Source organism: Bacillus sp. HY001 (assembly GCF_007558965.1).
GTDB classification, from domain to species: Bacteria; Bacillota; Bacilli; order Bacillales; family Bacillaceae_G; genus Bacillus_A; species Bacillus_A mobilis.
On record NZ_VLTE01000017.1, the window covers coordinates 1 to 22,457 of the forward strand.

At 36.9% G+C, this 22,457-nt stretch carries 23 protein-coding genes and 1 tRNA gene; 9 read left to right on the forward strand and 15 right to left on the reverse strand.

All coding sequences use genetic code 11. From position 1 onward, the window contains the following. The 5 genes from FOT98_RS10390 to FOT98_RS10410 all read right to left on the reverse strand — a co-directional run. On the reverse strand, positions 1-667 hold a 667-nt coding region (locus FOT98_RS10390), incomplete at its 3' end, for a DUF4047 domain-containing protein (protein WP_144291058.1). Between the two features lie 134 nt (positions 668-801). Further along, positions 802-1,392, reverse strand: coding sequence for a CalY family protein (locus tag FOT98_RS10395; protein ID WP_063261870.1), 591 nt, complete (start codon positions 1,390-1,392; stop codon positions 802-804). Between the two features lie 60 nt (positions 1,393-1,452). After that, entirely contained in the window at positions 1,453-2,022 is a 570-nt protein-coding gene (gene sipW, locus FOT98_RS10400; RefSeq protein ID WP_063261869.1) for a signal peptidase I SipW, read from the reverse strand. A gap of 192 nt (positions 2,023-2,214) precedes the next feature. Further along, the gene (locus FOT98_RS10405; RefSeq protein WP_063260296.1) at positions 2,215-3,501 is read right to left on the reverse strand and encodes a D-alanyl-D-alanine carboxypeptidase family protein; all 1,287 of its coding nucleotides are present in this window, start codon (positions 3,499-3,501) and stop codon (positions 2,215-2,217) included. A gap of 155 nt (positions 3,502-3,656) precedes the next feature. After that, complete coding sequence (locus tag FOT98_RS10410) at positions 3,657-3,884, reverse strand: hypothetical protein (protein WP_000251865.1); 228 nt, start codon at positions 3,882-3,884, stop codon at positions 3,657-3,659. Positions 3,885-4,164: 280 nt separating this feature from the next. Here FOT98_RS10410 and FOT98_RS10415 point away from each other — a divergent pair, with 280 nt between their 5' ends. Next, a complete protein-coding gene (locus FOT98_RS10415) occupies positions 4,165-4,389 on the forward strand; it encodes a hypothetical protein (protein WP_063260295.1) in 225 nt (74 codons plus the stop codon). Between the two features lie 186 nt (positions 4,390-4,575). Further along, positions 4,576-4,648, forward strand: a tRNA-Val gene (locus FOT98_RS10420). 63 nt (positions 4,649-4,711) lie between these two features. Here FOT98_RS10420 and FOT98_RS10425 read toward each other — a convergent pair. From FOT98_RS10425 to FOT98_RS10455, 7 genes are all read right to left on the reverse strand, one after another. Then, positions 4,712-5,308 (reverse strand): DUF4878 domain-containing protein, encoded by a 597-nt coding sequence (locus FOT98_RS10425; protein ID WP_063260294.1) that lies wholly within the window; start codon positions 5,306-5,308, stop codon positions 4,712-4,714. Positions 5,309-5,465: 157 nt separating this feature from the next. Next, positions 5,466-6,011: a hypothetical protein gene (locus FOT98_RS10430; protein WP_063260293.1), complete on the reverse strand. Its 546-nt coding sequence runs from the start codon at positions 6,009-6,011 to the stop codon at positions 5,466-5,468. Positions 6,012-6,092: 81 nt separating this feature from the next. Then, positions 6,093-6,362, reverse strand: coding sequence for a hypothetical protein (locus tag FOT98_RS10435; protein ID WP_063260292.1), 270 nt, complete (start codon positions 6,360-6,362; stop codon positions 6,093-6,095). Between the two features lie 18 nt (positions 6,363-6,380). Then, positions 6,381-6,740, reverse strand: a complete 360-nt coding sequence (locus FOT98_RS10440) for a hypothetical protein (RefSeq protein WP_063260291.1) — start codon at positions 6,738-6,740, stop codon at positions 6,381-6,383. 125 nt (positions 6,741-6,865) lie between these two features. Beyond that, positions 6,866-7,048, reverse strand: coding sequence for a DUF3976 domain-containing protein (locus FOT98_RS10445; RefSeq protein WP_001178300.1), 183 nt, complete (start codon positions 7,046-7,048; stop codon positions 6,866-6,868). Positions 7,049-7,076: 28 nt separating this feature from the next. Continuing rightward, a complete protein-coding gene (locus FOT98_RS10450) occupies positions 7,077-7,454 on the reverse strand; it encodes a hypothetical protein (RefSeq protein WP_063260290.1) in 378 nt (125 codons plus the stop codon). Then, entirely contained in the window at positions 7,451-7,666 is a 216-nt protein-coding gene (locus FOT98_RS10455) for a helix-turn-helix transcriptional regulator (protein WP_063260289.1), read from the reverse strand. Before FOT98_RS10455 ends, FOT98_RS10450 begins: the two co-directional genes overlap by 4 nt. Positions 7,667-8,491: 825 nt before the next feature. Here FOT98_RS10455 and odhA point away from each other — a divergent pair. The 6 genes from odhA (at position 8,492) to FOT98_RS10485 (ending at position 19,131) form a co-directional block, all read left to right on the forward strand. Further along, a complete protein-coding gene (gene odhA / locus FOT98_RS10460; RefSeq protein WP_063260288.1) occupies positions 8,492-11,359 on the forward strand; it encodes a 2-oxoglutarate dehydrogenase E1 component in 2,868 nt (955 codons plus the stop codon). Between the two features lie 132 nt (positions 11,360-11,491). Next, complete coding sequence (gene odhB, locus FOT98_RS10465) at positions 11,492-12,751, forward strand: 2-oxoglutarate dehydrogenase complex dihydrolipoyllysine-residue succinyltransferase (protein ID WP_000569925.1); 1,260 nt, start codon at positions 11,492-11,494, stop codon at positions 12,749-12,751. Positions 12,752-13,025: 274 nt separating this feature from the next. Further along, positions 13,026-14,945 carry a putative thiazole-containing bacteriocin maturation protein gene (locus FOT98_RS10470; RefSeq protein WP_063260287.1) on the forward strand — a complete coding sequence of 640 codons (1,920 nt, stop codon included), beginning with the start codon at positions 13,026-13,028 and terminating at the stop codon, positions 14,943-14,945. Then, positions 14,942-16,891: a TOMM precursor leader peptide-binding protein gene (locus FOT98_RS10475; RefSeq protein WP_063260286.1), complete on the forward strand. Its 1,950-nt coding sequence runs from the start codon at positions 14,942-14,944 to the stop codon at positions 16,889-16,891. The genes FOT98_RS10470 and FOT98_RS10475 overlap by 4 nt, the downstream gene beginning before the upstream one ends. A 16-nt stretch (positions 16,892-16,907) precedes the next feature. After that, positions 16,908-18,449, forward strand: coding sequence for a SagB family peptide dehydrogenase (locus FOT98_RS10480; RefSeq protein ID WP_063260285.1), 1,542 nt, complete (start codon positions 16,908-16,910; stop codon positions 18,447-18,449). A 91-nt stretch (positions 18,450-18,540) separates the two neighbouring features. After that, positions 18,541-19,131, forward strand: coding sequence for a class I SAM-dependent methyltransferase (locus tag FOT98_RS10485; RefSeq protein ID WP_063260284.1), 591 nt, complete (start codon positions 18,541-18,543; stop codon positions 19,129-19,131). A 30-nt stretch (positions 19,132-19,161) separates the two neighbouring features. Here the strand turns inward: FOT98_RS10485 and FOT98_RS10490 are convergent, their stop codons facing one another. From FOT98_RS10490 to FOT98_RS10500, 3 genes are all read right to left on the reverse strand, one after another. After that, positions 19,162-19,572: a DUF3908 family protein gene (locus tag FOT98_RS10490; protein ID WP_063260283.1), complete on the reverse strand. Its 411-nt coding sequence runs from the start codon at positions 19,570-19,572 to the stop codon at positions 19,162-19,164. Between the two features lie 297 nt (positions 19,573-19,869). Continuing rightward, the gene (locus tag FOT98_RS10495) at positions 19,870-20,358 is read right to left on the reverse strand and encodes a GNAT family N-acetyltransferase (protein ID WP_063260282.1); all 489 of its coding nucleotides are present in this window, start codon (positions 20,356-20,358) and stop codon (positions 19,870-19,872) included. A 100-nt stretch (positions 20,359-20,458) separates the two neighbouring features. Further along, positions 20,459-21,793, reverse strand: a complete 1,335-nt coding sequence (locus FOT98_RS10500; protein ID WP_063260281.1) for an FAD-dependent oxidoreductase — start codon at positions 21,791-21,793, stop codon at positions 20,459-20,461. 201 nt (positions 21,794-21,994) lie between these two features. On the opposite strand from FOT98_RS10500, the gene FOT98_RS10505 reads away from it, so the two are divergent. After that, positions 21,995-22,423, forward strand: a complete 429-nt coding sequence (locus FOT98_RS10505) for a hypothetical protein (RefSeq protein WP_063260280.1) — start codon at positions 21,995-21,997, stop codon at positions 22,421-22,423. The last annotated feature ends 34 nt before the right edge of the window (positions 22,424-22,457 follow it).

Sequence of the window (22,457 nt, forward strand, 5' to 3'; positions counted from 1 at the left end):
TCTTCTGTTCTTCTGCTTTTTTCTCTTCTTCTACTTTCTTCTCTTCTACCTTCTTCTGTTCTTCTGCTTTTTTCTCTTCTTCTACTTTCTTCTCTTCTTCTACTTTCATTTGAGCTTCCGCCTCTATCGCATCATTTAATTGTTGGTGTAGAATCTGAATTTGTTCATCAATCACTTGCAAACTAACTTCTTTCACAATATAATCGCGCTTCTCTTTTATACTTTGAAAACCTTCATTCACATATACGGCCACTTGTTGAATCGATTCACTTTTATTCACTTTTAATTCTTCTTGTATTTGATTATAAGGAGCTTCTATTGCAGTATATACATTTTGTAGCGCTTCCTCATCAGAAGCAATTTTCTCACGTCCTTGTTGCCATACTACAATTGCCTGTTCTATTTCTTCTATAGAAGTTATTGTCAGCTTCCCCTTCATTTCTCCATACTCATGCTCAATAGACTGTTTATGTTTCTCAGCTTCCTCTTTTAACGTATCAACTGTTTTTGGAAATATAATCGCTGTAGAAAGAGCCGCTTCCACTTTCGTTTCATGAATAAATGCAGCTTCTGTATACGTCATTATTTGAGAGCCTAAATAAAACGTAATGGAGCACATACAAGGCAATATAAGCATCTTTTTTAATTTGCGAGGTGTTTTCAGCATCTTAATCTCTCCCATCGAACAAGATGTTCTTTATACAGAACGTTATTTTTATTATAATAAAGAACGATATAAAATGATAGCTATATACTAGAAAAATAGAAAAAGGACTATCTATTTAATAGTCCTTTTTCATATTATTTTGCTTCACCTTCTGTTTGCTGTGCCTCAAACGTCCAATTTAATTGTAACTTATCGCCTTGGAATTCATTTTGGTCTTTCTTTGTATCATTAACAAATTCGAATTTCACTGTGAATTTATCAGATTTACCTGCTGAAATACCTTTTTCATCCCAGAACCAAGCAGCTAAATCATTATCTACTGCTGTAAGTGTATCACCTTTCAATTTATCTAGCGTTGTTTCTTTTACGATTGTTTCATGCTTGTCTACATTTTTTAAGAATGTTACTTTAATATGTTTACCAAAATCATCTTTATTATCTTTCTTCACATCTTCTACTTTATAATCTGTTTTTAATAGAACCTTTTTAATATCTAAAGATCCTTTATTTTCTAGTTTAAAATCTCTTTTAATCGTATCCCCAGGTTTTAAATTTGATACATCAACAACTGTTGTTGGATTTAATGCCAAATCCAGTGTACCAGCCGCAAATGTATTGTTTGACACTTCTTTATCGCTGAAAAATGCAAATGTTCCTCCGCCAACTAATGCAGCTCCTAATACAGCTGATGCGATACCCATTCCTAATTTTTTCTTTAAAGTCATGTCCATATCCCCTTAATATATATTTGTTAACTTCCAAAATGGAAAGTATAACCAAACGAACTAGACGGAGTGCTCTACTTTTTTCTCTTTCTTTTCCCCGTCAATGCTACGAATTGCGCCAAAAATAGAAATCGCGGAATAGCCTAGTAAAAAGACCCCTGGAATAATAAGAAGCAATGCAGCTCCAGCCTTCGAACTAGCATAATTTAATGCATATCCTGCATAAGGAACTGTAATATCTGCATATTTCCCAATGACATTCTCCGCAAGTACTGGTGCTAAATCAGGGCCATTATTGTTATCCCCTTTTGTTTCATACATTACTTTTCCATTTGTATCTTTCACACCGATAATACGGTGAGTGATAATTTTTTCATCTTTCTCTTTAAAGGTAATAACATCACCTTTTTGATATTTAGAACCATCTTTCGTTGGCTCTATCGCAATGATTGATCCTGTTAAAAATGTCGGTTCCATCGATCCTGATAACACTGATTTAAATTGATATCCCATCACCGTTGGATCTCCACCACTCGCTTTTGACGAAATAACTACAAAAGCTAAAAAAACCATTAATGCAAATAAAACAAATGAGATAACGTTGCTAATAATCTTCCAAACGAATTTCATCCTCTCTCTCCCTCTCCGTTGTTTTATATTATTCGAAGTATATAATATCTATATCGTTCTCTAACAAGAACACAACTAAATAATATAACGAACAGCAAATAAATGCAATAAGAAAATTTACAATTATTAGTTATTTTTTTATATACAAAAAAGACTGTGACAAAGTCTCTTCACAGTCTTTTTACTAGTAATTTATTTTTCTTCTGATTTCATTCCTGCTGTATTTCGGCGCAGCACGACAAATAAAATGGCTCCAAATAATACAGCGGCACCTATCCCAATGCTTATTATTTTCACATTTGATTCCTTTACTTCAGGCGTAGCCGTATCCTTTTTAGGCATCGCAAAAGTAACATCTTCTTTCGAAAGAACATTTACCGTCGCAATTGTTTGATTATTTTTCGTAATATCAACTGCACCAACTACCTCACCACGATGAATTCCTTTATGATATAAAGAATCTTTATCTAAAGAAGCCGCACGGAAAACCGTCCTTACATTTTTCCCTTCATCTTTCTTAAGCATAAGTTCTGCACTTTGTTCAAGTTCGCTATCAATATCTTTATTTAAATACGTTGTCTTTTGATGCCAACTATGTTTATCTAGTACAGTTTGCTTCACAAATTGACCGAAAGAATAGTCCGCCATCTGCTTCAAATCTTCATAAATTTCAGGTCTTTGAGAAGCCATTACTACATTTATAATACGATTTCCATCCTTCTCATTTAATAAAACGAGCGTATTGCGCGCTTCATTTGTAAAACCCGTCTTCCCGCCAATGCTATATGGATTTTCAAAATAAGTAGACTTGTTAAAAATAGACACCGTCTGCCTAGATGTCGTAACTGTCGTTCTTTTCGTATTCATCGCTTGCAAAATTTCAGGATACTTTTGCACACCTCTCGTAATCATAGCCATATCAAATGGTGTTGTATAATGATTCGGATCATGCAATCCATTTGGTGTGACAAAGTGACTATCTGTAGCCCCTAATTGCTTCGCTTTCTCATTCATCATATGAGCGAAATTTTCAACACTTCCGCCAATCCGCTCTGCAATCGCATACGACACATCATTCGCACTCAGTACCATTAAAATCATAAGCGCAGTATTACGATTAATCGTCTCACCAGGTTGAAACTCAATTTGATAATTACTCTTCTCTTGATCTAATGCTAATTGTGAAAACGTAAATTGATCCTCTGGCTTCGTATGCTCCATAAGTAAAATCGCTGTTAACACTTTCGTCATACTCGCTGGAAATGCGCGATGATGTGCATTTTTGTCATACAAAACATCTCCTGTTTTCGCATCAATCGTAGTTGCAAACTGACTAAAAACATTCGGTCCTTCCGCAGGTGGTGGTGCCACTTGTTCTGGATTCACTCCAACATTCGTCTCAGCACGTAACGTCATAGGTGTCAAAAAAAATAAACAAATAACGGTAATAAAAGCCAAAATTTTCTTAAAATTTACCATATGACTCTCCCTTTTCACTATACTCTCATAGCTTAAAAACTGAATCTACCAATCTATATGTAATTTGTATTAAATTGGAAGAATATTCACTGTTTTTTACTATATCATACTTTTACGATAAAGAACATAAATATACAACAAAAAATAAGAAGGAATTATTCTTTCTTATCCTTCTCATCAATCAATGAATCTATTAAATTTTGACTAGCTTCCTCAGGTGTAATCTCATCTGTCATCCCCATAAATGACCAACCTTTAGAATCGACCCACTCAACAAACTCTTGTAAAAACTCATCATGTGTAACATCCACATCAAGAATCGAGCCATTAATCGAAATCGTTCTATTTCTAGATACACGCATCTTGAACGTTTTCCTTACCATTACAATAATTCTCCCTCTACTCCTGAATATTTATAAAATAATCTTGTATCTCTGTTATACATGATTTTAAGTAAATTGTAAAAAGGATATATTGGCCAGTTTGCATATTGAAGCTGCAAATCTATCATCCTGCAAAAATAGAAAACGATATGTAATTAATCATAAATGACTGAATAGATCCATATAAAAACAAAACAACTTACATTTTATCACACCAAATACAAATGACTTTCTTACAATAGAATATACTAGAAGAAAACTTAACATGAGGAGGAACTCTATGGCGCGTTGTACGTATTGTAAAACGAAGTGGACAATAAAAGATGTATGGTCGATACTCGTGACATTTGAAAAAGACTGTCCGTATTGTTTTGGGAGACAGTATCTGTCCAAGAAAACATTGAACGCTATGCCAGAACTTATAAGCTTACCTTTACACTTCTTATTCCCTTTTCTTGTCGATTTAAGTGATGAGGGTCCTTTAGATTGGTATCGAAAAAAATAATATAACCACTTTATTCGAACTCACTTTTCATTACATTCTCTACTTATATATTCCTTAATACACGACTAGCGCCATTCCAACTACTTTCCCTTCAAATTTAATATAAAATATTGTAAAATTTCAGTTAATTATATATAATTGCTTTAGCATACAGATTAAAGGTGCTGTTACATACGCATTTTTGAAGATCCCGTAGCTCAGCAGGGAGAGCGCCACCTTGACAGGGTGGAGGTCGTGAGTTCGAGCCTCTCCGGGGTCATAAAAAAAGAGAAACCATATCAACCTTCTACGTGATATGGTTTCTCTTTTTTATCTAAGCTAATCACTTCCCACCAAACATCTTCTCCAAAGACTTCGCATTGGCAAACAATACTTCTTTCAAGTTATCATCTGCAACGATTTTATAGTCGCCATCTTTGTCTTTCTTTAAGTTCAATGTAACTTCGCGAGTTGCCATGATTGCATCTTTATCTGATAAGTGTTTGACGATTGCTGATGTCATCGTTTTTTCGATTGCTTTTTCAGATTGCTCTTTGTCTTCGCTAAAAGCGCTAGCGAAGGCCATTGGCATAACTTCTCCCACTGCTTTTGTTACAGCAACGGATAGATCAGCAGATGTAATTTTCACTTTCACTTCTGCTTTGTCATCTTTTTTCGACACTTCTTCTAGCTTTTCAAATTTAAAGTTTTTCGTAATTGCACTCAGCATTGCTTTTGCCTCAGCATCATCTGTTTTTTCATTTAGTTTATTAAATTCTTTGTCACTTTCAACAAATGTACGAGCCTTTTCTACATCACCTTTTTGTATCGCAGTTAAAAATTCTTCTGTCGTATCTTTCGGATTTGCACATCCTGCTAAAACACCTACTGTTAATCCTACTACCATCATTAACAGCAATAATTTCTGTATCTTTTTCACGTTCATTCTCCTCTTATCTTTTCTAGTAAGTCAGCATTATACAATAGTATGAAACTGACATTACAAACATTTTTTAGTATATCATTTATATGATTCATTTTCTATTCATTCCCAAAAGATAAAGAGCCTTGCAGCATTCCTACAAGGCCCCTTTCTATCAATCCGTATCCGTAGCACAAATGAACCACATTTTCTGCTCCTTACTATCTAACACCATCCAGGTAACATCCCACGCAACATCGTAAAACCAATCTGACCAAGGGCGATAGCTTTCGAACACTTTAATATCTTCGTATCGATCTTGGAACATATATTGACATACATTGACTGCTAGTTGCTTTGCGATAACTGGTCGTTCCTTAAATCCTTCATATGCTCCGCCCCACAAAATTTGAGCGGCAATGCTACCATCAAGCATGACTGCCAGCTGCTCTTTAAAACGAAACTTATATTTGTCTGATGTATGTATTTTTAACTCTTCTAAGTTATGCATTATATCTAAAGAGTTGAATATTCTTCTAAAGAAGTGCTCGTGTCCCTCTTTCGAATGTGGTATTTCTTTGAAAAAATTTTCGTTATGCACTTTAAAACAGCTTATTATTGCGCCACCAATTACGTTTTGTTCCTTAAACGTGTTTATAAGTTGCTCAATAGATGAGTCATTCGTGTCTATTTTTTCAAACGTTCCCTCTTTCCATCTCATAACGCCCACTACTCCCTATTCAAAATTTGTTTCTTCATTATAAATAGCAAAACAAAAACCAGCAACTTTAAGATTGCTGGCCTATCTCTTATTCATATTCGATAAAACAATAACAACTGCTCCAAGCACATAATGCCCCGATACCATCCACATACTCCGATCAAAAATCATAAGCGATAACCAAAGTGATAGATTAATAGCAGCAAATAATACATATAAAATAAAGTCTCTCTTTTGTAGCGCCTCTCGATTCATCAAAATGTAAATCGCACCAATTGGCGGAAGGATGAAGCAAAGGAAAAAAACAAACATTTTTCTTAACGACCATGGATATGAGGTCACTGGTTGCATACGAGTCTCCTTTTCACTTTATAGTACTTGTAACATCGGCCTTGCTACTCTATATTCGTCACTATAAGGTTCCTTTATGATTAAAGGTGAGTGAGGATCTTTTTCTTCTTCTACCATTGTGAATACTTCTGTTTTTTCTTGCAATATGTTGGATTCACTGTTTTTAGTAGGTTTTTTACTTGTTTCGATTTTCTTTTTTACTTCTCCGAGCCTTTGCCCAACTTTTTCAGCTTCGGCAGGTTCATTCGTAACGTAGTATTCCTGCCCCTCCCATACTAACATAGGTGGCACTGGTTCTCGTTTGTTACATATTATATAAGTAATACTAGCTATAAGTAGTAGGCATGTTAATAAAAAGAAGATAGTTTTTTTGTTCATATAATATGCTCCCTATCTATCATTTTATTAAATTATATAATATCCATTATATGTAGTAAATGGATATCGTGGGAATTTTCGGATTTTATATAAAAAAGAAAAACCTTACTACAGTAAGGTTCATTCTATAATGACTGATTTATTAAAACGATCATTACGATGATCGCTATAAACATAACAACTAAACAGCCGATCATTTTATAAAAGCCTCGTTTCGTTAACGTCCCACCTTGAACGTCTTTACGAATAAATAAGAATACGGCTAAAAATAATACAAGCCCAATGCCAAAAGCATACATCATTTGCATATGTTAATCTTCCTTTCTCTCTTCCATCTTAATATCTTTTCGCTAAAACAACAAATGAGATGAAAACTGTACTCATCGTAAGTGCCATAAGTATGTTTAATAGTTCAACCGCAGATAGTGTAATTACATGTAGATTTAAACCGATAGAGAAAAGAAGGTAATATGCCGTTAGCGCAAAAAAGCTGAAGAACATTCCTTTATAACGAATGAGTTTCATCCGTTCATCTTTTTCTTTAAATTGCGGGTGTAAGTAACTTAAACAGAAACACATAATCATCATCGCAAGTACTGTATAGGTTGGAGCCGGTGGTGCGGAATGCGTCATTATGCCTGCTAATACCATAGTTCCACTCATAATAAAGAAAATAATTCCCATAATTAAAAAGTACTTTTGTGAATAATTCATTCCGATTCCCCCTCTTCTTTTCCTTCATAAATAAATACATGTTCTATCGTTGTCTGAAATGTTTTCGCTATTTCAAATGCTAACGGAAGTGATGGATCATATTTTCCCTTTTCAATTGAAATGATGGTTTGTCTGGAAACTCCAAGTTTCTCAGCCAATTTTTCTTGAGATAATCCAAATTTCTTGCGGTATTCGACCATTTTATTTTCCAAGGAAATTTCTCCCTCCTCCCTTATAGCGAGTATATATGTAAAGCAAGCTTTACGTCAAGTTTCCTTTACATTTGTTTTGTTCATTTTTCGTTCTATTTATATAGAAGAAACTTTTTCAGTTTCAGCACGTCTATTTTGAAATGAAACGCGGAACACTGTAAATAACCGTTACTATATCTCCTCCTCTCTTTTTTTAAAATTTAATATCTCCCTATTTGTTTTATCCTTTCAAAATATTTCATTTATCTCTTTATTCCACGAAATGCGTTACCCGTTTTACGGTGTTTTTCGTCATATTTATAGAAACTAACTGTTTATGAAGCATTTTTTATGTTTAGCAACTTTTTTTGTAGAAATCCTTCACTTTCCTTTCGATATTTAACACTATCTAAATAAAGTTTACGATAAATTCATAATTTTTTATTTTTTATACTATATTCCGTTATATTGTTGTATAATATCAATGAAAGCGCTTATTATTTCAATATACATAATTCGAACTCATTTTTATCAAAACATTCTAACTATTATACTTATATTTACATGCAACAATTTTAGTTATTTGTATAGGTATACCAAATATATCCACCCCATTTTTCTGTAAAATTACTTTATAACATGAAAGATTAACTTGGGTGATAAGTTATTGTGAATGTTTTTTTACAAAACAGATAAGTAATAGTGTTTGGTATTATGTAAATTATTGTAATAACATAAGAGTAAAGAAAACATTTACATTGATTATTGGTTCATCAATTATTGAAAAGAGCAAAATGCACCTTTTTGTATGGAAAAAGGATTATATGCATTGGGAGGTTTAAACAAATGACGAGGAAGAATACAACGACAAACCCTTGGGCCAAGTTCCACGGTCCGAACCTTGGTTATGTGATTGAGCAGTATGATCTTTACGTAACTGGAGCAGGTTCTGTTGATCCGGAATTACAAGAGCTTTTTGAAATTTTTGGAGCTCCTTCGTTTCAAGATGATGTCGTAACAGGGGACAACACAGCAACACATTTTTCTCCTCAAAACACAGGGAACATTGAAAAAATTCTTAAAGTCGTTCAGCTTGTTGAACAGATTCGTTCTTTCGGGCATACGTTGGCTCACATCAATCCGATGGAAGATGCTGCAAATGGACAATCTCTTCTTGAGAAAGCAATGAACGAACTGAGCGATGCTGACTTGAAAGCGATTCCAGCAAAGACAGTATGGCAAGATGCACCAGAAGGTATTCACACTGCACTTGATGTAATTCATAGATTAAAAGACGTTTATACAAAATCTTTAGCTTATGAATTTTCTCATATACAAGATAGTGAAGAACGCGCGTGGTTGCATCAAATGGTGGAATCAAATTCATTGCGTCAACCACTATCAAATAAAAAACGAACTGCTCTTTTAAAACGTTTAACAGCTGTTGAAGGTTTCGAGCAATTCTTGCATAAAACATTCGTTGGGCAAAAGCGTTTCTCTATCGAGGGCGTTGATATGCTTGTACCTGTTCTAGATGAAATTGTGCTAGAAGGTGCTAAAAGCGGCGTAGAAGATGTCATGATTGGTATGGCTCACCGCGGTCGTCTAAGCGTACTTGCACACGTATTAGAAAAACCATATAGTCACATGTTTGCTGAGTTCAAACATGCAAAAATAGAAGGCGCAGTGGCTAACTCTGGCTGGACTGGCGACGTGAAATACCATTTAGGTAGAGAACAAGTCGTTAGTAACGAAGAAGTTAGCACTCGCGTTACATTAGCAAATAACCCGAGTCACCTTGAGTTCGTTAACCCTGTTGTGGAAGGTTTCGCACGTGCGGCTCAAGAGAATCGTAAAAAATCTGGTCTTCCAGAACAAGACACTTCAAAATCATTCGTAATTTTAGTTCATGGTGATGCTGCATTCCCTGGTCAAGGTATTGTATCTGAAACATTGAACTTAAGCAGATTGAACGCGTATCAAACAGGCGGAACAATCCATGTTATCGCAAACAATGCAGTTGGTTTTACAACTGATAGCTATGATTCTCGTTCTACGAAATATTCAAGTGACCTTGCAAAAGGTTTCGATATTCCGATTGTTCACGTGAACGCTGATGATCCAGAAGCTTGTCTTGCTGCTGCTAACCTTGCAATTCAATATCGTACATTGTTCAAAAAAGATTTCTTAATCGATTTAATTGGTTACCGCCGCTACGGTCATAACGAAATGGATGATCCAGCAGTTACGCAGCCACAAGTATACAAAAAGATTAAAAACCACCCAACTGTAAGAGCGATTTATGCAGATCAATTACAAGCTGCTGGTGTTCTAAATGCAGATGAGGTTGAAACAATTACACAGTTTATACAAGAGCAATTAAAATCTGACTATGCACAAGTACCACCAGCTGACACGAGCGCTGCAACAATTCATGTTAAAGTGCCAGATGTTGTTGCAAAAGGCATTCAGCCAATTGATACTGGTATTGAGCTCGACTCACTTCGTGCAATTAATGAAGGATTATTATCTTGGCCTGAAGGATTTAACGTATATCCGAAGGTGAAGAAAATTCTTGAACGTCGTAAAGATGCTCTTGAAGAGAACGGTAAAATTGAATGGGCACTTGCTGAGTCATTAGCATTCGCTTCTATTTTACAAGAAGGTACGCCAATTCGTTTAACTGGTCAAGATTCACAGCGCGGTACATTCGCACACCGTCATATCGTATTACACGATACTGATACAAATGAAACATATTCACCATTGCATCGCTTACCAAACATTAATGCATCCTTCTCTGTTCATAACAGTCCGTTATCAGAAGCTGCTGTTGTTGGTTACGAGTATGGTTATAACGTATTCGCTCCAGAAACTCTTGTTATGTGGGAAGCGCAATATGGTGACTTCTCAAATACTGCGCAAGCATTATTTGATCAATATGTTTCAGCTGGAAGAGCAAAATGGGGTCAAAAATCTGGTTTAGTTCTTCTATTACCACACGGTTATGAAGGTCAAGGACCAGAGCACTCTAGTGCACGTCCAGAGCGATTCTTACAGTTAGCTGCTGAGAATAACTGGACAGTTGCAAACTTAACGAGCGCGGCACAATACTTCCATATTTTACGTCGTCAAGCATCTATCTTAGGAACAGAAGCTGTTCGACCATTAGTATTGATGACGCCGAAGAGTTTATTACGTCACCCACTTACGCTTTCAACTGCTAGTCAGTTAAGCGAAGGACGTTTCCAACCTGCTCTAGAACAAGAAAACCTTGGTACGAAACCAAACAAAGTAAAACGTCTTGTTTTAAGCACAGGTAAAATGGCGATTGACTTAGCTGCAGAAATTGAGTCTGGTAAACATGAATACAACTTAGATGAAGTTCATGTCGTTCGTATTGAACAGCTGTACCCATTCCCTGCTGAGAAAGTTCAATCTATTATTAAACGCTTTAAAAACTTAGAAGAAATTATTTGGGTTCAAGAAGAGCCTCGTAATATGGGCGCATGGCATTACATGGCTCCGATTCTGTTCGAACTTGCTGGAGATAAAGTGAAAACAGGTTACATTGGACGTCCAGATCGCTCTAGCCCATCTGGTGGCGATCCATTCGCTCACAAAGCTGAGCAAGAACTAATTGTTGCACACGCTTTAGACGCGAAGTATAACTTCCGTCAAGATAAACAAGAAATTGAAGTTTACAGCAACTAAACAGTAACAACGAAGGTTTCTAGTTTGTCCCCGGGCAGAATATCTGCCCAGGGGCAGGCTAACAAATGGAGATTACCGAAAACAAAAGAAGAAAAAACACACCGTTAGGCAAATAAGGGGAGGACATTTAAAATGATCGAAATTAAAGTACCTGAGCTTGCAGAATCTATTACTGAAGGAACTATCTCACAATGGCTTATCAACGTAGGCGACAAAGTTGAGAAAGGTGGCAGCGTTGTTGAGCTTGAAACTGATAAAGTCAATGTAGAAATCATTGCAGAAGATTCAGGTATTGTATCGAAGTTACTAGGCGAACCTGGGGATACAGTTGAAGTTGGCGCAACTATCGCAATTTTAGATGCAAACGGAGCACCAGTTGCAGTAAGTACACCTGCACCAGTGGCTGAGCAACCAAAACAAGAAACAACTGAAGCACCGAAAGCTGCGGCTCCAAATGCTGAGCAAGCTGCAACTTTACAAGGTTTACCAAATACGAACCGTCCTATCGCATCACCAGCTGCTAGAAAAATGGCTCGTGAATTAGGAATCGACTTAAATGACGTACGTAGCACAGATCCACTTGGACGTGTGAGACCACACGATGTACAAGCTCATGCTGCAGCACCAAAAGAAGCACCAGCTGCTCCAAAAAGTCCAGCTCCTGCTCCAGTTGCAAAAACGGAATTTGAAAAACCAGTTGAGCGCGTGAAAATGTCCCGCCGCCGTCAAACAATTGCAAAACGCCTTGTAGAAGTTCAACAAACATCTGCAATGTTAACAACATTTAACGAAGTTGATATGACTGCAATCATGGAATTACGTAAAGAGCGTAAAGACGCTTTCGAGAAAAAACATGATGTACGTCTTGGTTTCATGTCATTCTTCACAAAAGCTGTTGTTGCAGCATTAAAACAATTCCCATTATTAAATGCTGAAATTCAAGGCGACGAGCTTATCATTAAAAAATTCTATGATATCGGTATTGCAGTAGCAGCTCCAGATGGATTAGTTGTTCCAGTTGTACGTGATGCTAACCAATTAAACTTCGCTGAAATCGAAAGCGAAATTCGTAATTTAGGTATGAAAGCACGTGACAACAAACTTTCGTTAAAAGAACTACAAGGTGGTACATTTACAATTACAAACGGTGGTGTGTTCGGTTCTCTAATGTCAACACCGATCCTAAACAGCCCACAAGTTGGTATTTTAGGAATGCACAAAATCCAAGTACGTCCAGTTGCAATTGATGCAGAACGTATGGAAAACCGTCCAATGATGTACATCGCTTTATCTTACGATCACCGTATTGTTGATGGTAAAGAAGCAGTTAGCTTCCTTGTTGCTGTTAAAGATATGCTTGAAGATCCAAAATCATTATTATTAGAAGGTTGATAGATTAATAATCTATTACAGGCTGTAGAATGAATCATTCTACAGCCTTTTTTTATCCCGCTTTAATGGGCAGTAAGACCCCCACCTCAAAATTCAGCGAAAGCAACGAAGTTAGGTGTGGGTCAACTGCCCATAAAAGTCCGATTGGTTCAACTAATAATCAGTGGGGGATGAAGACCCCCCACTGATTAAAGTTTCACTTTATTGCGTTCATACGGGACAAATTTCATAACATAAGCTAATAATGTATGCTTAAAACGTAAGGAGGATTAAAATGAGTAACCTTCCAATTGATGCAAAGCTTAAAGCTAATAAGGATACTTTCTTCCTCCCCGACTCAAACGGGGGTGTCTATTTTCGAAATAACGCCAGTTCATTTCGTATGGACGGTGATGGAATTTACAACTGGATTGAAAAATTAATGCCAATGTTTGACGGTAATTACTCTTTAGCAGAAATAACCGATGGTCTCCCTCTCCCCTATCAAAATCGTGTATTTGAAATCGGAGAGATTTTATATGAAAATGGTTTCGTTCGGGATGTCAGTCAAGATGCACCTCATGAATTAAATAGCGCATTACTTGATAGATACGCTTCACAAATTGAATTTTTAGAAGCCGATTCTCATTCAGGTGCTCTAAAATTCGAAACGTACCGCGGGGCAAACGTCCTTATAATTGGTTCTGGAGATATGCTTACTTCCTTAGTTTCTTCTTTATTAGAATCAGGATTACCTACCTTTCATTACCTTGTTACAGATTATGAGGAAACAAATTACGACCGCATTCATGAGCTAGTAGAACTTGCATATGAAGTTGATGATACTGTACTTGTTCAAGAAATCGATACGACAATTGATCGTCCCCTGCATGAAGTGTTCGAGCCTTTCGACTGGATTTTGTACGTTTCTCAAAATGGAGATATTGAAGGTTTAAGAGCAGTTCACACGATTTGTAGAGAAATAGGAAAGAACTTCATACCAGCCGTCTGTTTATCAGCACTGGGTATAGCTGGTCCTATCGTAACAGCTAATCATGAAGAATGCTGGGAGTCCGCATGGCACCGGCTACATGAAACGACTTTACAAAATGAACATTCATCAGCATCATTTTCACCACTTCCATCTGCAATGTTAGCAAATGTAATCGTATTTGAATTACTTAAGCATGTCGCTGATGATTCTTACCGAGAAAAAGAACCACAATTCTTTTTATTAAATTACGAAACACTCGAAGGAGCATGGCATCCTTTTATAAAACATCCTCTCGCAACTGATGAAAGTTTTACAATTGATACGATAGAAAATCTTTCTGAACAACTTGAGCATCGGTCCAGCCAACATACCTCAACTGATTTATTCCGTTTTTTCGACTCATTAACTTCTAAAGAAGCTGGTTTATTCCATGTATGGGATGAACAAGATTTATATCAATTACCGTTATCACAATGCAATATTCAAGTAGCTACGCCACTATCAGATGGTCCTGCTTCCCTCCTGCCTCTTATGACTTGCGGAGGTTTGACTCATAATGAAGCACGCCGAGAAGCTGGTTTAGCAGGAATTGAAACTTATGTCGCGGAAATTATGCACCGCCTTATTCCTGAACATAATGATATCGGTATTGGCGCTGGAGAAACGATGACAGAAGGTGTATACCGGGCGCTACAACAACATTTAAATAATAAATTGTATGAGCGACAGTCACATATGCTAGAAGAAATTACGACGGTCGATTTAACCAAAATTCATGATACACATTGTAGATTTTATTACGATGCTCTCGCTACAATTCATGAAACACCTAAAATAGCAGTAAGTGAAGAGATTCTGAGCTTTCCAGTCGTTTGGGTCGGTATAAATGATCGATGGTACGGCGCATCTAATATTAATACAACGTTAGCGTTACGAAACGCACTACAACTATCCCTTCTTCATATCCAAAATGAAGAGACTCCATACAGAGCTAATATCTTACCGGAATCTTCTATTATTTTATATGACACGGATTCTTTTAGGTTAGAAATACAAGCAGAAGAAGAAATTCCAAGCACGCAATCTGTACAGCTTGCCTTGCAACATTTAGAAGAACATAATTTTTATCCATTTGTGTTTGATTTAGCTATTGAACCATTTTTGAAAGAAAACTTAGATGGTGTGTACGGGGTATTAATTGCAAAGGAGGACAGTCTATGACTCAAAATATATTGCTTATAGGAGATGGCTTACTTGCAAACTATGTACATGATCAACTATGCAAACAATATTCTATCATTCGTCAACATAGCCTTACAGAAGAACTCCCTGAAAATATTCATCTCGCTCTCGTACTACATGATGGCTCTCCTTCTTCTATTCATCATGATGCCGAGTTAATGTTTCGGTCGAATCATATTCCATGGCTACGTGCATTCACTTCATTTGGTGAAGGTATTATCGGCCCTTACATTCATCCTCTTGCAACTGGCTGTTCCAACTGCTCTGATGGACGCCGATTTATCGCTGGCTTTGATCAACAAGAAATGTGGGAACTACAGCGTAAATATGCGTTAAAGGCAGATAATGTCACAAGGCGTGATGTACGCGCCACACAAAATGGTATGTTACAAATGTGCCATCTTATTCGTGCAGAAACAGAGAAAATATTAACTCATCACCATTCTTCTTTAGAAAATGAACTCATTTTACTAAACTTACAAACACTGCAATGTACGCGGCATTCTTTTCTTCCCGATCCGCTCTGCCCTGTATGTAGCAATTTGCCTGATGATACGGCAGATGCAGCAGAGATTTCGTTACAACCGAGTTTAAAAACAAGCGAAGCAACGTATCGCTGTCGTTCCATTCATGAACTAAACACATTTTTAACGAGAGATTATTTAGATTACCGGGTCGGTATGTTAAACGGAAAAATGCAGCATTCTTTATTACCATTTGCTGACGTTATTATAAACATGCCATTAATGTTTGGAAATGAAGGTGTTGCAGGCCGAACTCATTCATTTGCAGTTAGTGAAGCAACTGCTATTTTAGAAGGTTTAGAACGATATTGCGGTATGTCGCCTCGTGGGAAAAAGACAAATGTACATGGTAGTTTTCATGATTTAGAGGAACATGCACTGAATCCCCTCACACTCGGTGTACATACCAATGAACATTACAATCGCGATAGTTTTCCGTTTAAACCGTTTGACCCTGACTACGAACAAAACTGGGTATGGGGCTACTCTTTATTACAAAACCGGCCGATTTTAATTCCTGAATCAATCGCTTATTATAGCCTCGGTCATCGAGATGCTTACGTATATGAAACATCAAATGGATGTGCTATTGGTGGTAGTTTAGAAGAAGCAATTTTTCACGGCATTTTAGAAATTGTAGAGCGTGACGCCTTTTTGCTCACTTGGTATGCGGAATTACCTCTCCCCCGCCTTGATCTTAGTTCAGCAAATGATACGGAATTACAATTAATGATTCAAAGGCTGTACACGATTACTGGATATGAGCTACATGCTTTTAACGCAACGATGGAACACGGTATCCCAAGCTTATGGGTAATTGCGAAAAATACGCGTGAAAATGGAATGAACGTTGTTTGTGCGGGAGGCTCTCATTTAGACCCTGTCCGCGCTTTAAAGAGTGCCATCCATGAAATAGCAGGCATGTTACTAATTACAGACGATGAACTCGAACAAAAAAGAGAGCACTACGAAAACTGCTTACAAGATCCTTATCTAGTAAATAAAATGGAAGACCATAGTATGCTGTACGGATTGAAAAAAGCGGAAGAACGTCTTCACTTCCTTTTACGTGACGATGCACCGGTGCAAACGTTCCAAGAAATGAACGGGTTACAATCATTTGATCTAGATTTAACATCCGATCTTCATCAACTTTTAAACCGTCTAGAACAAGCTGGACTTGAAGTAATCGTTGTAGATCAAACAGTACCTCTTATAGAAAAAAACGGATTACATTGTGTAAAAGTCATTGTTCCAGGCATGCTACCGATGACGTTCGGTCACCATCTCACTCGTGTTACAGGACTAGATAGAGTATATACAGTACCGATGACACTTGGATATAGCGCTGAGCCTTTAACGAATGAACAATTAAATCCACATCCGCACCCGTTTCCATAGTAAAGGAGGGGATTCTATGCAGCTGGATACTTTTTTACATCATCTCCATTTTGCTATAGACGAAATTATGCCGAACCATGAAGTGGACTGGGAAGATGCACCACTTCCTTATAAATTATATCGAAATGTACCTGTCATCCCTCTCTCTTTAGAAATCCCATTATCTTTACCTAACTCTTCTACTACACCTACTTTGAAGGAGATTGGTCATTACCTTTGGTACTCATTTGGTTTAACACAGTTATGTCAGCTAAATAGCGAAAAAATTTTATTCCGAAGATCTATCCCTTCAGGCGGCGCTTTATATCCGAATGAATTGTATATATATTTAAAGATTGACGATTATCCAGACGGTATTTACCATTACGACGCTGCGCACCACCGACTTGTTTTACTTCGTGAAGGAAATTTTGATTCTTACATTACAGAAGCACTTGGCAATCGTTGTAACATACAGTCTTGTTTTGGCGCTGCATTCGTATCCACTATGTTTTGGAAAAACTACTTTAAATACAATAACTTTTCATATCGACTTCAAGGATTAGATAGTGGTGTTCTCATCGGACAATTACTTGCATGTGCCAAACAATTTGGTTACACAAATGGCGTATATTTTCAGTTTCTAGACCGTGCAATCAATCATTTACTCGGACTGTCAGAAGGCGAAGAAAGCGTGTATGCTGTTGTTCCTTTAAGTACAGAACCGCAAAATGATTGGTTTCACAATGGTGATCATCATAATAACACGATTACTTCTCATGAATTACTGCAGCAAATTCCGCCGTTAGCATACGAACATTTCGTTCGATCAAAGCAAGTAGATAAACATCCTATGATAACAAAAATAAATGAAGCTTCTATGATTGAATCGACAGCACACTTCCAAACACTACATCATGAAGAGCACTATCAACATCATGCGCACACTGTACAGTTGCCGAAAGTAGATCGATTATCGTATGATTTCTTACAACTTTGTAAAGAACGATATTCCCCTGATGCTGACTTTACTTTAACGAAATGGGATGCAGCAGGGCTCGCTACTTTACTACAAGAAGCGAGCCTCTCCTTCCCTTATTACAACGACCTTGACGGTCAGTATGTAAATGAAAATGCACGAGTCTCCTTATATGGATGTTTTTATAACGTAAAAGATATAGAAAACGGCGCTTATTCTTATAACAGTAAATCGCATTCCATACAGCCACTTCGATATGGAGACCTTCGTTATCCCCTTCAATCCAGTATGACGATGGATAACGTAAATCTTTTTCAAGTACCGCTTTGCCTACATGTGGTCGGAAAGAAAGATTACTATACAAATGCATTAGGCTATAGAGGATATCGCATTCACCAAATGGAAGCTGGTATACTCGTTCATAAACTCGTTTTTACAGCGACCGCGATGGGGATGGGCGGGCATCCATTACTAAGTTTTGATACAAATTCATGTGATCAGTTATACGGGATAGATGTGGGAAATGAAACGTCTCTCATTCAAATTCCTGTCGGGGCGTATCGAGCGCGGAATTGGTTAAAAGGGGATTTACGTAATTAGAAGCATGCCGGTGAACGGCGTGCTTTTTTAAAGGACTTAATTTATAAAAAGCGAAATGAGTATATATTCTTACATAAAAGGAGAGCTTAACTTGAGTATTTTACAACGATTAATCCAGCAAGCAAAAAATCCTCGCGGAACAATTGGTTCTTCCATGCTTTGTATTATGAACAGTGCACATACGAGGCTAACAAATTGGGCTTTACAAAAAATACATATACAGACAGATGCAGTCGTATTAGATATCGGCTGTGGCGGAGGTAAAACAATACATACTCTTTCAAAACGAATTCCGTTTGGGAAAATATACGGAATTGATTACTCCGATCAAGCTGTAAAAAATTCTATACAGACGAATATAAAAGATGTTCAAAACCAAAAAGTCATTGTTCAACAAGCAAGCGTTTCTTCTATTCCCTATCATACGAACTTCTTCAATCTCATAACCGCTTTTCAAACACACTACTTTTGGCCTGATGTGGAACAAGATATAAACGAAGTATTTCGCGTCTTACAACCGAACGGATCCTTTTTATTAGTGGCTGAAACTTTCAAAATTCAATATCATATGGAGAAATGTAATACGACTGAAGAATTAATAAACCTATTTTATAAAACAGGATTTACAAGCGTAAAATGTTTCGAAGAAAGAGGATGCCTTTGTGTAATAGGAAACAAGTAAAAAGCAGACCCTTTGAGGTCTGCTTTTTTACTAGATTAATTTAAAAATACTCTTAATTTGTCGCGCAAATAACCAATTTTTCGTACCGTAGTTATCATTTAAACTATCTAAATTGATAGATTGTCCGTTAGCAAACTTTAATTGTAACGTTGTATTTTTGTCATTTGTTTTTAAGTTGCTATTTGTAATTGCATCATACTTTAATTTTTCAATTTCAACATACTCATCTTTTTCTTGTCCGATTACGACATGGTCTTGGAAGAAGAACAATACTTCTACTTTCTTACCGAAACAAAATACGTTTTTCGTATAAATTAATGTCGCATTATCAAGTCCGATGCATACTTCTTTCATCTCTTCCACAACATGTCCAAAGTCTTCTTCTTGTCTTGCGTTTGATTCAGCAATCCATTCTTCGATTGTTTTCATGTTAATTGCCATACTGTGCCCCCTGGTTCGTTCATTGCTTTATTAAAAATAAATACTATATGAAAATATAAGCGATACGTACTATGTTTTCAAGGGTGAACGGTATATTCGCAATAAAGTGAAACTTTAATCAGTGGGGGTTTTGTTCATCCCCCACTGATTATTAGCCTTCACCAATCGGACGGTAGCGGACAGCCCGACTCCCACCTAACTTCTTTGCTCCAACTGAATTTTGAGGTGGGAGTTTTACTGTCCGTTAAGCGGGATAAAGTTAAATTTCAAAGTAATATACTAGGAGCATCGATTTCATTATATTTTAAACGTTTGAACGAGACATTCTTCATCATCAATTAACTGTTTTTCCTCATCAAATTCGATGTTTAGCTCCCTATATACTTTCTTCCAAAAAGAAACTGCTGGTACATTTTTCACAAGTTCGATAACGAAATATTGTCCTCTTTTCTCTTTTAATACATTCTCAATAACTTGTTTACCGATTCCTTTTCCCTTGTACTGATTCAATATGAAAATGTCATTTATGCCAAAGTCGTTTTCCTTCTTCAAAAACGGGCGTTCCAGTAGTAATAAAAATCCTACAATATCATTGTCACTTTTAATAAAATACGGAGTGATTCCGTCATTTTCCCAAGACATATGCAAATCTTCGTATTCAAAAAATCCATTTGTCCCAATCGTTATATTAGGAGTGAATGTAGAGAGGTCATGAAGATATAGTGCGTACAAATTACGTAATATTTCTTTTTCTGATTCTTGAACTGTTTGAAGTGTTACAAACATTTTTAATGATCCCCTTCCCTATATGTAACTGTTTCTCCCTCTTTATTATTCGCTAAAAAAGTTTACCTACCTTTGCAAAAAAAATAGCACTTAAAAAGTGCTATTCCGCTCTCCTTGCCGCTTGCTGAATTGGATCCCAAACGCTGTTATATGGTGGTGCGTAACTTAAGTCGACATCTTCTAAATCGTGAATGTTCATGTTATTGAAAAGTGCCATTGCGATTACATCAATTCGTTTATCTACACCTTCTTCTCCAATTACTTGTCCGCCTAATAATTGTTTCGTGTCAGAGCGATATAGTAATTTCAAATAAAGTGGTTTCGCATTTGGATAATAACCCGCCATATTTGTTGAATCTATATTAACCGTCTTATACGGGATGTTTAGCCCTTTCGCTTCTTTTTCATTTAATCCTGTTCTTGCGAGCGTCAAATCCATAAATTTAATAATCCCTGTACCTAACGTACCTTTAAAGGCTCTTCGTTTATCCAGCATATTTAGTCCAGCAAGTCGTCCTTGTTTATTCGCAGTCGTTCCGAGCGGGATATGATCATCGATTTCCTTTATAACGTGGTAATGTGTAGCGCAATCACCAGCTGCATATACGTCCTGCACATTCGTTTGCATATATGCATTTACTTCAATTGCCCCTTTATGATTTGTACGTATATTTGTTCCTTCAAGAAAATGAGTATTTGGCTTCACTCCAACTGACACTAAAACAAGATCTGCTTTATACGTTCCTTTGTCCGTTTCAATTTGTTCCACTCTTTCATTTCCTTTAAATGCTTTTACATTTTCATTCGTTAAAATTTCAATATGATGTTTATCCGCTTCTTTATGTATATACTCAGCCATATCTGCATCATAAATCGTACCGATATGATCATTTCTCTCAATCATTCTTACTTTCTTACCAAGTTCGACGAATGTTTCTGCCATCTCCAGTCCTATCGCACCGCCGCCAATAATGGTCACATCCTCAACTTTATTCGTTTCTAACGTTTTTAATATGCGCTCAGCATCCGGAATTGTTTTTAAAAGATGAATGCCTTGCATATCTCGACCTTCCCATTCTGGCATAACAGGACGCACTCCAGTCGCAATTAATAATCGATCGTACGGAAATTCAAAAACATCTTTTGTCTTCGTATGCTCTGCGTATACCATTTTCTTTTCTGTATCTACTTTCGTTACTTCATGTCGTACTTTCGCATCAATTCCGTATTTATCACGAAACGTCTTTACATTACGCGCGACTAATTTTTCCGTTGAAGCGATAGCACCACTAATGACATACGGTAAACCACACTGCGCGTACGAATAAATTTCACCTTTTTCTAACGTTACAACATTTGCATTTTCATCGTTTCTAACAATTTGCATAGCTGCACTCATACCAGCTGCATCTCCGCCAATAATGACATAGTTCACTTTACCACTCCTTCTTTTCTACATACTCTTTACGTTTTCCATATTTTTCAGAAATAACACCTATTTCCATTGTAAAGAAAGAGAATTTCATGTTCAAATTTGGTGCACAAACCTATGCCTGAATAGGTAACCGTCGTGTCTTATAAACAACATGTTTAATATGCTATAACAGTAATAATCGAAAGTAGAGGTGAAACATATATGTGTGCCGGCCTTCTCGCTCAAACTCCGGAGGAACCGCAAGAACCGAAACCCGCCGTGTCGCTTGATCAAGAATTTTCCATTAACGCAACATTATACAGCGCTCGCGCTTGGTTATCTAATGATGAGACTTTCGCACAAACGATTTGGAAAGGCTCTCACTTCGCTTCAGCATCACACGCTGGCAAGTCCATCTTACCAATCGGTACTGTAAAAATTTTGAACTTATCTGATGATACAATAACAGTTACTGCATCATCAGAATCAGATGATGCCCTCAAAATAGTCGTACCGCCTCATTCTGAAGGTGTTTTAACATCTAGTGCATTATCTGATGTGCAAGCAAGTACATCAGGAGGAGCAAGTAAAGTCACATTCCTCTTTCATATCTTTTTCTCAAGGGATCCTGGTCCAGCTAAAAAACCATAGAAAAGGTACAGTTATGCACTGTACCTTTTTCACG